This is a genomic window from Mesorhizobium sp. WSM4806 (assembly GCF_055811635.1).
Genome location: NZ_JBVVQZ010000001.1, coordinates 439407 through 453867, shown reverse-complemented (window position 1 = coordinate 453867; position 14461 = coordinate 439407). Strand labels below are relative to the sequence as shown.

The window sequence follows — 14461 nt, the reverse complement described above, 5'->3', positions numbered from 1 at the left end:
GTTGCATTCCGATAACCATCGCCTCGAGATCAGCAAAATTTAACCGACTTTCTTAAGCGCTGCGATAAGAAGCCCGCGCTAATGTTTCCCCACAACGAGGCTGGATAAACCGGCCCGGAGAACCGGAAGACCGGCTCTCAGGAGAGACAGGAAAGGCACGATATGAACACTGGGCTGAAGCCAGTCTGGGCTGGGCGCAATATGCGCCTCGACCCACTCCGCCTGCCGCAGGTGGTGAGCTACGCGACGCGCGACGACTACGGCGACGTTACCTTCACCATCGACCATCGTGGCGCCGTCATTCGCCGCGTGCTGGAGATGAGCGGCCTGCCGGCGTTCATCGCTCTGCCCGCCAATGCGTTTCGTGGCGTGGCAGCCCGCGCAATGGAGGACCCGGACGGCAATGTCACGGTGACGCTGGAGCTTCTGCACAATGATCCGATGCTGTCGGTGCCGCTGCTGGTGGCCGACGATCTCGAGGATGTCGCCGCCGATTGGCGCGCCTGGGCCGATGCCTACCGTCTGCCGATGCTTCTGATCGAATCCGACGGCATCGCCCGCACCCTGGAGGAATCGCTTGGCGTCGCCATCAAGACATTACCCGCGCAGGACCGTCGCAGGGGTCGGCTTTCGACCACGCGTCGCCCGCGCTTCCTCGCCCGCCGCAGGGCCGGCGCCCTCGGCCTCAGGCTGGTGATCGGCGGCCAGGAGATTATTTCGCGCGACGAATAGAGTGAGCTTTCCCTTCTCCCCTTGTGGGAGAAGGTGGCCACGAAGCGGCCGAATGAGGGGTGTTCCAGCTTGGGACCAACTGCATTCCGTCCAGCACACGCTCAACCGTCTTGTCGCTTCGCGACAATCCACCTTCTCCCACAAGAAGGGGAGAAGGGAAAAAGCCGCTAAACCAGCGGCTTCAGCGCCACCCACAACGCACCGCCGATCAGGCCGAGGAAGACCAGCCAGCCGACCTGGTTGTTCGACCTGAACAAAAGCATGCACTGGTCGGGATCGTCGATGTCGAGCACGGTGATCTGCCGCGCCATATGGGCGCCGGCCGCGACCAGCCCGGCCAGCGCCGGCACTGGCGCCTGCGCTGCCGCGAAGGCGATGGCGAAGCAGACCAGCGCTCCGCCATAAAACCCGACGAGCCAGGTCTTGGTGTTGTCGCCGAACAGGCGTGCGGTCGAGCGCACGCCGACGATGGCGTCGTCTTCCTTGTCCTGATGCGCATAGATCGTGTCGTAGCCGATCACCCACAGGATCGAGCCGATATAGAGCATGACGGCCGGGCCATCGAGATTGCCGAATTCGACCGCCCATCCCATCAGCGCACCCCAGGAAAAGGCAAGGCCGAGAACCAGTTGCGGCCAATTGGTGAATCGCTTCATGAACGGGTAGATGGCGACGACGGCGAGCGAGCAGATGCCGAGCAGGACGGCAAAGCTGTTGAACTGCAGAAGCACGGCGAGTCCAATCAGTGCCTGGATCACGAGAAACGCCCAGGCCTGCCGGCGCGTGACCTTTCCCGCCGGCAGCGGCCGCGAGCGCGTGCGTTCCACCTGGTTGTCGATGTCCTGGTCGACCAGGTCGTTGTAGGTGCAGCCGGCGCCGCGCATGGCGACGGCGCCGATCAGGAACAGCACGAGATACCATGGCGCCGGCAGCAGCGAGAGCAGGGGATCAGCAGGGCGTGGATGGGCACTCGCGGCAAGGGCTGCCGACCACCAGCACGGCCACAGCAGCAACTGCCAGCCGATCGGCCGGTCCCACCGGGCAAGCTGCGCATAGGGCCAAAGCCAGCGTGGCAGGATGCGGTAGACCCAGTGGCCGCTCGGCGCATCGGCGACGCGGCCCTGGGCTGCTTTCGACTGGATGGGTTCCATCGTGCTGAAGTGGCAGCAGCGGCGAACGTCGTCAAGCGTCAAGCGGGCCGAACCATTCCCTGTTCCCGTGTGGAATTGCGCTCAAAGTCTTCCAAATGTCTTGACCCATCGTACGGGGCGCAATAGCGCAGTCCTGATCGTGGAATGGCAAGGGATCTGGGCATGCGCGTATTGTTGATCGGCTCCGGCGGCCGCGAACATGCCTTGGCCTGGAAGATCGCGGCCTCGCCGCTGCTGACCAAGCTTTACGCGGCGCCCGGCAACCCTGGCATCGGCCGCGAAGCCGAACTGGTGACGCTCGACATTGACGATCATGCGGCGGTGGCCCGGTTCTGCACGGAGAAGAAGGTCGACCTCGTCGTGGTCGGGCCGGAAGGGCCGCTGGTCGCCGGCATTGCAGACGACCTCCGCGCTGAAAACATTCGCGTCTTCGGCCCGTCCAGGGCGGCGGCGCGGCTGGAAGGCTCGAAGGGTTTCACCAAGGATCTTTGCGCGAAATACGACATCCCGACCGCCGCCTATGGCCGTTTCGGCGACCTGGCGTCGGCCAGGGCCTATGTCGAAAAGATGGGCGCGCCGATCGTCATCAAGGCCGACGGCCTCGCCGCCGGCAAGGGCGTTACCGTCGCCATGAATTTGGCCGAGGCGCTGGCAGCGCTCGATGCCTGTTTTGACGGGTCCTTCGGACAGGCCGGCGCGGAGGTGGTGGTCGAGGAGTTTCTCACCGGCGAGGAGGCGAGCTTCTTTTGCCTGTGCGACGGCGTCACCGCGCTGCCGTTCGGCACCGCGCAGGACCACAAGCGCCTCGGTGACGGCGACGTCGGTCCGAACACCGGCGGCATGGGGGCCTATTCGCCGGCCCCGGTGATGACGCCGGAGATGATCGACCGCACCATGCGCGAGATCATCGAGCCGACCATGCGCGGCATGGCCGAGCTTGGCGCGCCGTTTTCCGGCGTGCTGTTTGCCGGGCTGATGATATCAGGCGATGGGCCGAAGCTGATCGAATACAACACCCGCTTCGGCGACCCGGAATGCCAGGTGCTGATGATGCGGCTGAAGGACGATCTGCTGGTCCTGCTCAACGCTGCCGCCGACGGCCAGCTTGCACATACCTCGGTGCGCTGGCGCAACGAGGCGGCGCTCACCGTGGTGATGGCGGCAAGGGGTTACCCCGGCACGCCGGAAAAGGGCTCAGTCATCCAAGGCGTCGAACAGGCCGCGGACGATGGCGTCGAGATCTTTCATGCCGGCACCGCCATCGACAGCTGCGGGCTGGTCGCCAATGGCGGCCGTGTGCTCGGTGTCACGGCGACCGGCGGCACGGTCGGCGAGGCGCAGCGACGAGCCTACGCCGCGGTCGACCGGATCGATTGGCCGCAAGGTTTTTGCCGCCGCGACATCGGCTGGCAGGCCGTTGCCCGCGAGCAGGCGCGCTGACGTACAAGATTAGCGGGGGCAAGATTAGCGGGGGCGGCGATCCAACTCGGTCGACGCAGTGCTGACCGGATCGGTAGGTGCGGCTTCAACGGCCGATGCGGAGGGCTTTTCCTTTCGCAGCCACCCCAGATAGTCGGCGATCCGGTGCGGAAGACGCAGCGCTGTCCCTACGGCAGGCATTTGCAAGCTGCCGCGGAACTTGGACCAGCCCGCGCTGAACATGGCGACCATTTCGGTGAAGCTCGGCGGTGGCGCCACGGTCGCATAGGTAAGGGTGACATTGCCGGCAAGGCCGGTCGCCCGCGAGAGAGGCAGCGGTATCGAGGCGAGGTAATCCGGCTGCGCGTCGATCAGGCCGCCGAACGGCCATTGCGCGCGCAACGCGGCGGCATCCATCGGTGCGACATTGACGTCGATGTCGTTCGGCGTGCCAGCCACCCGATAGGGGCAGCGGAACCGGCCGCAATTGGCTTTTGCCGAAAACTGCCAGAGTGCGTAGCCTTGCCAGTTGCCCATCGGAAAATGCACGCCGATATCGGGCTTGTAGCGCGCATACCAGAGCGGCAGCCGCGACAGCAGCCGATATTTGTACTTGTTGTCGGCGATGTGCTTGGCGGTTTTGCCGTTGGTATAGAGCACTGGAAAACGGCCAATCCGCCGATGCACATGGCGCACGAATTCCTCTGCATCCTCGAGCGACATCCATTTCGTCGGGTCGTCATCCTCGATGTCGAGGGCGAGCAGGTCGTCCGGGCCAGGTTTCGCGAAATTGATGAAATTATTGGCCTGTCCGACGGGGTTGCCGGGTCGGGCGAGGTGATAGGCGCCCCATTTCAGGCCGAGCGCCTTGGCCACCACCTTGCGTGTCTGGAACAGTTCCTGTGCCACCGCATGGCGCTTCCACAGCGCCTTGCAGAGCCGCGTCGCGGTCTCGTCGCCGAAACAGAAATACGCTGGCGGCATCCCGTCGGACGCCTTGTTGATGAAGCCGACGATGCGCTTGTCGGTGGCAAGCTCGGTCCAATCGATGGGATTGTATTCGTAGGCGTCGATCACCAGCGCCCGGTCGGCATTCTTCCAGGGCTGGGAGAAGTCCGAGGCTTGTGCCGGCGCCGACGCCATTGCCATCGCGGTCGCGACGGCGAGGAGTCCTGGGCGGCGAAGAGGGTGCGCCGGCAGCTTCAAACAGCAGATCCTTGCTGGCCAAAGCCCAATCCTGAACCGCCATGGTTAAGGAAATGCTTTCGGCGGCCCGCGGCAACCGCCGCGATCGTGCCGGGGATGGCTTTGCTGGTCATCAACGCAGGGCGAGCGGGTGGAACGGGTCGGGCGCCGGCGCCTGCGGCAGCGTTCCCTCAGCCTGGCGCTTGCGGTGATGGGCCAGCGAGCATTGCGGCGAACACAGAATGCCGCGATCCGACCAATATGCGGCGCCGTCCTCGATCTTGCCGCGATGGTGACAAAAACCTGCCGCTCGATAGGGCAGGCCGCATTCGGTGCAGCGATAGGCGTCAGGTCTGGCGAGCACGGGCGGTCCCCTCGACATTCTTGATCGGTCGCCGGTCGACTTGTCCGGCTTTTTTGCCGATTTTAGCGTGAACAATTCCAAATGCAAAATCCGCGTGACAAATCTTGACGTTTACGTAAAAAGAAGGCGGGAGAGGCGACCCAAAAAGCGAATGGTTTTGTGTCGGCACGGATATTAAGTTTCCCTGCCGGACGGAGGAGGAGCGAGCGGCATGTATCGGGCACCGGTCGAGGACATCGCTTTCACGCTAAAGTATGTGGCTGGCTTGAAGCCGGCGCTTGACGCCGGCACTTTTGGCGACCTTGGCGAAGACCTCGTCGACGCCATTCTGGCGGAAGCCGGCCGCTTTGCCGGCGAAGAGGTCGCGCCGCTCTACAAGATCGGCGATGAACAACGCGCGGTGCTGAGCGGCGCTGCCGTCACCATGCCGCCCGGCTGGAAGGAACTTTATCGCCGCTGGATCGACGGCGGCTGGAACGCTGTGTCAGCGCCGGAGGAATTCGGCGGCCAGGCGCTGCCTACCATGCTGGGCGTCGCCGCGCTCGAAATGTGGAACTCCGCCGCCATGGCCTTCGGCATCGGCCCGACGCTGACCATGGGCGCGGTCGAGGCGCTCGACAAGCATGCTTCACCGGCGCTGAAGGCCAAATACCTGGAAAAGCTCGTCTCAGGCGAATGGATGGGCACGATGAACCTGACCGAGTCGCAGGCGGGCTCGGATCTGAATGCCTTGCGCGCCCGCGCCGAGCCGGCCGGCGACGGCACCTACCGCATCTTCGGCCAGAAGATTTTCATCACCTATGGCGAGCACGATCTTACCGACAACATCATCCATCTGGTGCTGGCGCGGCTGCCGGACGCGCCGGCCGGCACGCGCGGCCTTTCGCTGTTCCTGGTGCCGAAATTCCTGGTCGGCGATGATGGCGCGCTTGGCGCACGCAACGACGTCTTCTGCTCCGGGCTGGAGCACAAATTGGGCATCCACGCCTCGCCGACCTGCACCATGATCTATGGCGACGGTTTCGAAGGGACCGCCCCCGGCGCGATCGGCTGGCTGATCGGCGAGGAAAACAGGGGCCTCGCCTGCATGTTCACCATGATGAACAATGCGCGGCTCGCCGTCGGCATGCAGGGCGTTGCGGTCGCCGAAACGGCCACGCAGAAGGCGCTCGCCTACGCCAATGAACGCCGGCAAGGCAAGGCCGCGAGCTATGATGGCAACGCCATGACGCCGATCGTCCATCACCCCGACGTGCAGTGCAATCTCCTGACCATGAAGGCGCTGACCCAGATTGCGCGCGCCATCAGTTATTGCTGCGCGCACGCCATCGACCATGCGCGCGTATCCGTCGGCGATGAAGCCATCCATTGGCAGGAGCGCGCCAATCTGCTGACGCCGCTGGCCAAGGCCTTTTCCACCGATGTCGGCGTCGAGGTCGCCTCGCTCGGGCTGCAGATTCATGGCGGCATGGGATACATCGAGGAGACCGGTGCGGCAGCACTTTATCGCGACGCGCGCATCGCGCCGATCTACGAAGGCACCAATGGCATCCAGGCGATAGACCTGGTGGCGCGCAAGCTGCCGCTTGGCGGCGGCGAGCATGTGCATGGCTACATCGCCGAACTGAAATCCGTCGCCAATCAAGCGCGGACCTCGAACCTTCAAGGTTTTGGCCGCACCGCCGATGGCCTCGACCAGGCGCTCGACGACCTCAGCCAGGCGACGCGCTTCCTGCAAGGGCTGCTCGCCGACGGCCGCTCGGACGCGGCGCTGGCCGGTGCGACGCCTTATCTGCGGCTGATCTCGCTGGCGGCGGGCGGCGCCTATCTGGCGCGCGGCGCGCTTGCCGACCAAAGCCGCATCGCCGTTTGCCGTTTTTACGCCGAAAACCTGCTTGGCGAGGCGGGCGCGCTGAAGGAGCGTGTCATCGGCGGCGCCGAGAGCCTTGCCGCTGCCGGCCAGACGCTGATCTCTGCCTGACAGCCACCAGGTTAACGTTTCACGACGTTCACAAAGGATCACCCGTGACAGACCACATCCTCGTCGAGCGCCAGGGCGCCATCCAGATCCTCCGCATGAACCGTCCGGACAAGAAGAACGCCTTGACGCGGGCCATGTATGCAACAATGTCCAAAGCCCTTGCCGAGGGCGACGCCGATCCGGCGATCCGCGTCCATGTCTTCCTCGGTGTTCCAGGCGCCTTCTCGTCGGGCAATGACCTTGCCGATTTCATGGTCGTCGCCACCGGCGGCGAGGGCGGCACCGAAGTCTGGGATTTCCTGATGGCGCTGGCCAGGACGGAAAAGCCGATGATCTCCGGCGTCGACGGGATCGCGGTCGGCATCGGCACAACGCTCAACCTGCACTGCGACCTGACCTTCGCCACGCCGCGCACACTATTCCGCACGCCCTTCGTCGATCTCGGACTGGTCCCCGAGGCGGGCTCGAGCCTGCTTGCGCCGCAGATTCTCGGCCGGCAAGGCGCTTTCGCGCTGCTTGGCCTCGGCGAAGGGTTTTCGGCCGAGCGGGCGAAAGCCGCCGGGCTGATCTACGCAGTGGTCGAGGAGAACGAACTCGAATCCGCCGTGCTTGCCGCTGCCGGGCAGATCGCGGCCAAGCCGCCGCAAGCGCTGAAGATCGCGCGTGACCTGATGCGCGGTTCGCGTGAAGACCTCGTTGCCCGCATCGGCCAGGAAAGTGAGCATTTTCGGGCGCGGCTCACATCCGACGAGGCCCGCGCCGCCTTGATGGCCTTCATGACCAGGAAGAAGGGCTAGCTGGCGCTACTAGAGTCTAGCATATGTCATGCACATGCATTACATTGTCTGCTGGCGAAGGAGACTGCCATGCCGTCGAACGCACTGGTCCAGACCCGAATTGACGCTGAGGTGAAGGAACGCGCCACGGCGGTTCTGGAAAACATGGGGCTCACGGTTTCCGATGCCGTCCGCATCTTGTTGACGCGCACCGCGAATGAGGGCGCCTTGCCGCTCGAACTCGTCAGCAACAGTGACGCCCACGATGCCTGGTTCCGGGCGAAAGTTCTGCAGGCGATCGAGGATACCCGGCCGGACGTTGAAGACGCCGACGCCGAAACCCATTTTGCTGGACGGCGGGCGGCAGCGCTTCGCAAGGCGGAGGCAGGTGAATCTTGAGGCTGGTCTGGGCGCGGTTTGCGCTCTCCGATCGCGACGACATCTTCACGTATATCGAAGCCGAAAACCCCAGAGCCGCCGTTCACGTCGACCAGCAGATCGTTTTTGCGACTCACCGTCTCATCGACTTTCCGGAAAGCGGGCGACCCGGCCGGATCGCCGGCACGCGCGAACTTGTCGTCGCGCGCACGCCCTACATCGCCGCTTATGCCGTAGTGGCCGACACGGTTCGCATCCTCCGCAACCTGCATGGCGCCCAGATGTGGCCGGACGAAATAGCGACGGAGTAGTCTCCGTTGAAGATCAGGAACGCGCCAGCGGACGATCATTTCCGCGACTTGACGTATTTTCCGACAACAGCGGCTACATCACGGTCACTGGCAAAGTCGCCGCGCTCGACGTCGGCCAATCCGGCTTCTATCTCGGCGAGTTGCCATTCCTCACGGGCCACGAAGTCCTCGATAGCCTGCGCGGCCACATAGGAGCGCGAGCGGTCGAGCTTTTCGGCAAGCTGGTCAAGCCTCTTTGCGGTTTCGTCCGGGACACGCACGGTAAAAGCCGTCATAGAAAGAACCTTTCATGTTGGTTCACTATGACTATTGGTGAACCAAGGTGGTTCGGCAAGATTGCCCTAGGCTCCTTGGTGAAGCTGCTTAAGGGCCAGCCGCTCAGGGATAAAGCCTTGTCTTGTCCCAGCCGCCCCCAGCGCTGCGCGAGAAGACAATGCGGTCGTGCAGCCGGAAAGGCCGGTCGTGCCAGAACTCGATCGTCTGCGGCACGATGCGGAAGCCTGACCAGTGTTTCGGCCGTGGGATCACGCCGATCGCATGGCGCGCCGTGTATTCGGCAACGGCCTTTTCCAGTGCGAAGCGGCTCTCCAGCGGCCGCGACTGTTTCGACGCCCATGCCCCGATGCGGCTGCCGCGCGGACGTGTCGCGTAATACGCGTCCGCTTCCGCCTCGGTAACGATCTCCACCGGCCCCCGTGCACGCACCTGCCGGCGCAGCGATTTCCAGTGAAAGCACATCGCCGCCTTCATGCTGCCAAGAATCTCGCGGCCTTTGGCGCTCTCGAAATTCGTGTAGAACACAAATCCGCTTTCATCGAACCCCTTGAGCAGCACCATCCGCACATTCGGCATGCCCTCGGCATCGACGGTCGCCAGCGCCACGCCGTTGGGATCGTTGATCTCACTCTTCGTCGCGTCGTCAAGCCATGCGGCAAACAGGCGGAATGGCTCCGCAGCCTCGGCAAAGTCACCGCTTGTTAACTCAGTTTCGCTCATAGTTTTTCCAAATTTTATTGCCGGCCGGGGGAGATTGCCGATTGTCGCGCATCGCGCAACTTTTTGACAGCAGGCAATGGCGCCTTATTGCTTCCGCCAGCGCGCAAATTGCGGTCAAGGCCGCCGCGATCGTGCTGGTCGCCTTGCCGCTTGCCGCTTGCGGTGCTGGCGGCTTCAGTTTGGAGCAGGCGGAGGTCGACCGTACGATCCTCACCAGCAGCACGCCTGCCTCTGCCATGCCGATCGACCAGGATCGCGCCTCGGACCAGGCGACGATCCGCAACGCGGTGTCTTCAGCCGATATCCAGGAACTTGCCGGTCAGGCCGTTCCCTGGGCGAATTCCGATACCGGTTCGCGCGGCTCGATCACCGAACTGGCGGAGTCCAGGGACAACGGCCAGCTTTGCCGCCGCTTCACCGCCTCACGCGAAAGCTTCGACGGCGTCGCCCTGTTCAAGGGCGAGGTGTGCCTGGCCGGCGCCGGCGCCTGGCAGATGCAGGACTTCAAGGCGCTCTGATTTTCCGCCATCATATGACCGTAAGCTACTGGAATTTCTTCCTATGCGAGCGCATATAGATGGCAATCATGGACTCACTCCTTCTCCAGGGCAGGAAGCATGCGCGACCCCTATGAGGTGCTGGGCGTTGCCAAGAACGCATCGGCCAAGGATATAAAATCGGCGTACCGCAAACTCGCCAAGGAGTATCATCCGGACCAGAATCCGGATCCCAAGGCGAAGGAGCGGTTTGCCGCCGCCAACCAGGCTTACGAGATCGTTGGCGACGAGAAGAACCGGGCGGCTTTCGATCGCGGCGAGATCGATGCCGAGGGCAAGCCGCGCTTTCAAGGCTTCGAGGGCGCCGCCGGCAGCGCCGATCCGTTCGCCGGTTTTCGCCGGCAGCAAGGGCCGGGCGGCTCGCGTTTCGAGTTTCGCTCAGGCCGACCGAGCGGCGATCCGTTCGACGGCAGCAGCGACATTTTCAGCCAGATTTTCGGCGAGACCTTCTCTCGCGGCGCCGGCATGGGCGCCGGCCCGCAGGCGCCGTCCGGCGCCGACCTGAACGTGACGCTCGACATCACCATCGAAGAAGCGGCGACTGCCGAGAAGGTAACGGCGATGTTCCCCGACGGGCGCAAGGTCGCCGTCAAGCTGCCAGCCTATGTCGAGGACGGCCAGACCATCCGGCTGAAAGGCCAGGGCGAGCAAGGGCCGGGGCAACCGGGCGATGCGCTGGTCAAGATCCGCTTCCGGCGGCATCCGCGCTACCGTGTCGAAGGCCGCGACCTTCACGCCGACCTGCCGGTTGCGCTGGCGGATGCCGTGCTGGGTGCCAAGGTGGCGGTCGAAACGCCGACAGGCAAGGTTGCAGTCAATATTCCCGCCTGGTCGAGCTCGGACAAGGTCCTGCGGCTGAAGGGCAGGGGCCTGCCGGAAAAAGTCGGCGGTCACGGTGATCTCTACGCGCATGTGCGGCTGATGCTGCCTGAGGGTGGCGACAGCGATCTCGAAGCGTTGATGCGCAACCGCAAACGCTAGCCTGGCGCGTCAAAGCCGCGCTACGCCGCAAACGCTCCTGTCTCTCACCTGTCCGTTTTGACCGACTGCAGGGCTCAGCCACATTCCGCGACATCGCTCGATGGCCTCCCGGAACATGTCCGGCTCGCGCCAGGCAGGTGAGTCGCTTGTCGCCGGAGCGTTTTCTTATGCGTGGGCGGAATAAACCCGCGGCCGCCCCGTTTCCAACCCGTTGGTCGACTAGCGAAATTGCCCGTCAAACAAATAGCAACGAAGGAGCGCGTCGGATTTGCTGGGTCATGCGTTATCGAGTTTGGAAAGTGCGTTCGGAGAAATCCGGGCTATGTATCGAAACGACAGGCTCAGCAGGGTTTTCGCGCTGATACTAATATGCCTGAATATCTTCGTCATCACCGTTCCATTCGCGATCGAGGCGCTTCGATCAGCCGGAATTTCACGTTACGACCTGCCTTCGCGTCTTAACATCAGCAGGGATGGATCGCTGCCCGAGATGTTCAACTACGGGCAGGCCGCGCTTTGCGCCCTGTTTCTGTTCGGCATCTGGCTTCGAACCAGGGAGCATATGTTTCTTGCCTGGTCGCTGATTTTCGGTTTTGTCACGCTCGACGACGCCGCCCGTTTCCATGAGCGGGGCGGCCTGCTGCTGTCAGCGACATTCGACCTCGTCTCGCTGCCGGGCATGCGGGCTCGCGACACCGGGGAAATCATCACCTGGTCGGTGGTCGCGCTCGGCCTGCTGGCGCCGCTGCTGTGGTCATTCTGGCAAAGCAGACCGAGGCAACAAGCCCTCGGATCGGTGTTTTTGCTGCTGTTCGCGTGTCTTGTGGGCTTTGCCGTGGCGGTGGACATGCTGCACTTCCTGACTGGCTCGAAGCTCGTTGGCTACGCGGAAGACGGCGGCGAGATGCTGTCGATTGCCGTCGCCTGTTGCTGTGCGTTCATCCTCTATCGCGGGCTGGGGCGTGATGCGGATCTTCACGCAATGGATCCGAGCCTGCCATTCTCAAAGCGGACATAACCGAATTGCGGAAACGGCCGCGCGAACAGGAGGAATAAGTTTGGCTCCGGCCCGTTACCCCGGGATCATTCCGGGAGGAGCCAATGCCGTCGCACCTGTTTCCGTCCGTTCCAACGCGCTGGTTCCGGCGTCGTTCAGAACACCAGGCGGTGAAGCCGAAGCCTGCTATGCCGGCGAAACCTTGCCGCTGGCGCGCCCTTCACCTCGCCCTGCCACTGATGGTCTTCCTGTGCGGCGCTTCGCCAGCGGCCAACGCGGTCGTGCCGGGCACCGACGCCAATGTCGTCACAGCAATCGACGTATCGGACTCGATCGGCCGATATGAGGAATGGCTCCAGCAGGCCGGGCTCGTGCGGGCGCTCGTCCACCCCGACTTCCTGCGCGCCGCCACCGCCGGTCCGCGGCGTCGGATCGGGTTCGCCGTCATCACATGGTCAAGCGATGGCAAGTTCAACCTGTTGGTGCCCTGGACCGTCATCGGCTCGGCCGAGGACGCCGCGCGCGTGTCTCAGGCGCTCGCTTCGGTGACGCTCATCGACCGAACCCATTACGGAGGCGGCGATATGGAGCAGGACCGCGACGGCGACGCTGATCCCGCGGCGATGCACGATCGTCTGACAGACATGTCGGAGGCGATCGCCTTTGCTTCGCTCCTGTTGACGTCATCGCCGCACGCGACGCAGCGCGCGGTCATGAACATCTGCGCCAACGGAACCGACAATTTCGCGGGCGGAACAGAATCCTCGCGAGACGCGGCGCTGGCGCAAGGTTTTACGATTAACGGATTGGTCCTGGGGCACGATGCGGAACTTGCGCAATATTTCCGCTCCAGCGTGATCGGCGGTCCCGGAGCGTTCGCCATGGACATCTCGGATGCGAAAGACGCCGGTGAATTCATGGCGAGGAAACTTGTTCGCGACCTATTGGCGTCGGCGCCGGCAGATGCGCCTCGTTTCAGGATCGAGTGACCTCTTCGACGCACAACTACGCTTGCAGAACTGCTGCATGGCATCCAGGTCGGAAGGTCAGCCGGGCGGGCACTGTCCGTTTTGAGCGCTTGAAGGGGCTCTGTGCCTGTGCGATAGCCACTTCACGAAGCAGCAAATCTTGCGGAGAGCGCTCACATGGCGGGTGGACAAGGCATTATGGCCGGCAAGCGCGGGCTTGTCCTTGGCGTCGCGAACAATCGGTCGATCGCCTATGGCATCGCCAAGGCCTGCGTCGACCATGGCGCCGAAATCGCGCTGACCTATCAGGGCGAGGCGTTCAAGAAGCGCGTCGAGCCGCTGGCGGCGGAACTCAACGCCCATGTCGCCGGCCATTGCGATGTGACCGATCCGACAACGCTCGATGCGGTATTCGACGACATCGCCAAGCGTTGGGGCAAGCTCGATTTCCTCGTCCACGCCATCGCCTTTTCCGACAAGGACGAGCTGACAGGCCGCTATGTCGAGACGACGCGCGACAATTTCCTGCGCACGATGGACATCTCGGTGTTTTCCTTCACCACCATCGCCAAGCGCGCCGAGGCGCTGATGACCGATGGCGGCTCGCTGCTGACGTTGACTTATTACGGTGCGGAAAAAGTGATGCCGCACTACAACGTCATGGGTGTTGCCAAGGCAGCGCTCGAAGCCAGCGTGCGCTATCTGGCCGTCGACCTCGGCGCCAAGAAAATCCGCGTCAACGCCATCTCCGCCGGTCCGATCAAGACGCTGGCAGCCTCCGGCATCGGCGATTTTCGCTACATCCTGAAGTGGAACGAATACAATTCGCCGCTAAAGCAGACGGTGACGCAAGAGGAGGTCGGCGATTCAGCGGTCTATTTCCTTTCAAACCTTTCACGCGGCGTCACCGGCGAGGTCCACCATGTCGATTCCGGCTACCATGTCGTCGGCATGAAGGCGGTCGACGCGCCTGATATTTCGACCGTCAAGGAATAGACCCGCCTCGAATACCCTCTCGCCTGTTCTCGACCGCTCTCCGGATGACCTGATGTATCCGCTCGTCTACATCGCGCGCCATGGCCAGACGGTGTGGAACGCCGAGTCCCGGCTGCAAGGACAGGCCGACACCGATCTCAACCCGCTCGGCCGCGAGCAGGCGACCGGCAATGGCCATCGGCTGGCGGAACTCGTTCAAAACCCCCAAGATTTCGATTTTGTCGCCAGCCCGATGCGGCGAACGCGTGAGACCATGGAACGCATTCGCATGGCGATGGGGCTCGATCCCCAAGCTTACCGCACCGATCCCCGCCTTGTCGAAATGAGTTTCGGCGACTGGCAGGGTTTCACCTTTCCCGAACTCGAGGCCCGGCATCTCGGCTCGGCCAGGGAGAGGCGCCTCGACAAGTGGAATTTCCTGCCGCCCGGCGAGTGCGCCGAAAGCTATCAAATGCTGCTCGAACGGGTAAAGCCGTGGTTCGACGCGCTGGACCGCCGGACGGTCTGCGTGACGCATGGCGGCGTCGTGCGCGTCCTGTTCCGCATGGTGCTGGGAATGCCCGAGAAAGAAGCCGCAAGGCTGAATGTGCCGCACGATCGGTTGCTCAGGCTGGAGGGCCGACGCCTGGAGTGGCTCTAATGCACGTCGCCCAAAAGCATGCCCACGGG

At 63.4% G+C, this 14461-nt stretch carries 17 protein-coding genes; 12 read left to right on the top strand and 5 right to left on the bottom strand.

The features are described 5' to 3' along the window. Positions 1-162: 162 nt before the first annotated feature. A complete protein-coding gene (locus AC0L2M_RS02045) occupies positions 163-732 on the top strand; it encodes a DUF6101 family protein (RefSeq protein WP_287178869.1) in 570 nt (189 codons plus the stop codon). 167 nt (positions 733-899) lie between these two features. On the opposite strand, the gene ubiA is transcribed toward AC0L2M_RS02045, so the two are convergent. After that, positions 900-1883: a 4-hydroxybenzoate octaprenyltransferase gene (gene ubiA, locus AC0L2M_RS02040; RefSeq protein WP_031254983.1), complete on the bottom strand. Its 984-nt coding sequence runs from the start codon at positions 1881-1883 to the stop codon at positions 900-902. A 162-nt stretch (positions 1884-2045) separates the two neighbouring features. Between ubiA and purD the strand changes: the two genes are divergently transcribed. Next, positions 2046-3323 (top strand): phosphoribosylamine--glycine ligase, encoded by a 1278-nt coding sequence (purD, locus tag AC0L2M_RS02035; protein WP_031254982.1) that lies wholly within the window; start codon positions 2046-2048, stop codon positions 3321-3323. A 24-nt stretch (positions 3324-3347) separates the two neighbouring features. Here the strand turns inward: purD and AC0L2M_RS02030 are convergent, their stop codons facing one another. Next, complete coding sequence (locus AC0L2M_RS02030) at positions 3348-4445, bottom strand: glycoside hydrolase family 25 protein (RefSeq protein ID WP_473533949.1); 1098 nt, start codon at positions 4443-4445, stop codon at positions 3348-3350. Positions 4446-4620: 175 nt separating this feature from the next. Further along, entirely contained in the window at positions 4621-4851 is a 231-nt protein-coding gene (locus tag AC0L2M_RS02025) for a hypothetical protein (protein ID WP_128167695.1), read from the bottom strand. A gap of 211 nt (positions 4852-5062) precedes the next feature. Between AC0L2M_RS02025 and AC0L2M_RS02020 the strand changes: the two genes are divergently transcribed. The 4 genes from AC0L2M_RS02020 (at position 5063) to AC0L2M_RS02005 (ending at position 8297) form a co-directional block, all read left to right on the top strand. Then, a complete protein-coding gene (locus tag AC0L2M_RS02020) occupies positions 5063-6832 on the top strand; it encodes an acyl-CoA dehydrogenase (RefSeq protein ID WP_473533894.1) in 1770 nt (589 codons plus the stop codon). Between the two features lie 44 nt (positions 6833-6876). Continuing rightward, positions 6877-7629, top strand: a complete 753-nt coding sequence (locus tag AC0L2M_RS02015; RefSeq protein WP_128167693.1) for a crotonase/enoyl-CoA hydratase family protein — start codon at positions 6877-6879, stop codon at positions 7627-7629. Positions 7630-7698: 69 nt separating this feature from the next. Continuing rightward, positions 7699-8007 (top strand): type II toxin-antitoxin system RelB/DinJ family antitoxin, encoded by a 309-nt coding sequence (locus tag AC0L2M_RS02010; protein ID WP_128167692.1) that lies wholly within the window; start codon positions 7699-7701, stop codon positions 8005-8007. Then, positions 8004-8297 carry a type II toxin-antitoxin system RelE/ParE family toxin gene (locus AC0L2M_RS02005; protein ID WP_473533893.1) on the top strand — a complete coding sequence of 98 codons (294 nt, stop codon included), beginning with the start codon at positions 8004-8006 and terminating at the stop codon, positions 8295-8297. Before AC0L2M_RS02010 ends, AC0L2M_RS02005 begins: the two co-directional genes overlap by 4 nt. 35 nt (positions 8298-8332) lie before the next feature. Here AC0L2M_RS02005 and AC0L2M_RS02000 read toward each other — a convergent pair whose 3' ends face one another. Both AC0L2M_RS02000 and pdxH read right to left on the bottom strand, forming a co-directional pair. Then, a complete protein-coding gene (locus AC0L2M_RS02000) occupies positions 8333-8572 on the bottom strand; it encodes a CopG family ribbon-helix-helix protein (protein ID WP_128172024.1) in 240 nt (79 codons plus the stop codon). Positions 8573-8675: 103 nt separating this feature from the next. Further along, positions 8676-9293: a pyridoxamine 5'-phosphate oxidase gene (pdxH, locus tag AC0L2M_RS01995; protein ID WP_473533892.1), complete on the bottom strand. Its 618-nt coding sequence runs from the start codon at positions 9291-9293 to the stop codon at positions 8676-8678. Between the two features lie 41 nt (positions 9294-9334). Here pdxH and AC0L2M_RS01990 point away from each other — a divergent pair, with 41 nt between their 5' ends. The 6 genes from AC0L2M_RS01990 to AC0L2M_RS01965 all read left to right on the top strand — a co-directional run bounded on the left by AC0L2M_RS01990 (position 9335) and on the right by AC0L2M_RS01965 (position 14432). Beyond that, entirely contained in the window at positions 9335-9811 is a 477-nt protein-coding gene (locus AC0L2M_RS01990; protein ID WP_128167688.1) for an RT0821/Lpp0805 family surface protein, read from the top strand. Positions 9812-9910: 99 nt separating this feature from the next. Further along, a complete protein-coding gene (locus tag AC0L2M_RS01985; protein ID WP_287172062.1) occupies positions 9911-10831 on the top strand; it encodes a DnaJ C-terminal domain-containing protein in 921 nt (306 codons plus the stop codon). 268 nt (positions 10832-11099) lie between these two features. Continuing rightward, positions 11100-11849, top strand: coding sequence for a hypothetical protein (locus AC0L2M_RS01980; RefSeq protein WP_473533891.1), 750 nt, complete (start codon positions 11100-11102; stop codon positions 11847-11849). Between the two features lie 83 nt (positions 11850-11932). After that, positions 11933-12817 carry a DUF1194 domain-containing protein gene (locus tag AC0L2M_RS01975; protein ID WP_473533890.1) on the top strand — a complete coding sequence of 295 codons (885 nt, stop codon included), beginning with the start codon at positions 11933-11935 and terminating at the stop codon, positions 12815-12817. A 156-nt stretch (positions 12818-12973) separates the two neighbouring features. Continuing rightward, entirely contained in the window at positions 12974-13792 is an 819-nt protein-coding gene (fabI, locus tag AC0L2M_RS01970; RefSeq protein WP_091596015.1) for an enoyl-ACP reductase FabI, read from the top strand. A gap of 52 nt (positions 13793-13844) precedes the next feature. Then, a complete protein-coding gene (locus tag AC0L2M_RS01965) occupies positions 13845-14432 on the top strand; it encodes a histidine phosphatase family protein (protein WP_473533889.1) in 588 nt (195 codons plus the stop codon). The last annotated feature ends 29 nt before the right edge of the window (positions 14433-14461 follow it).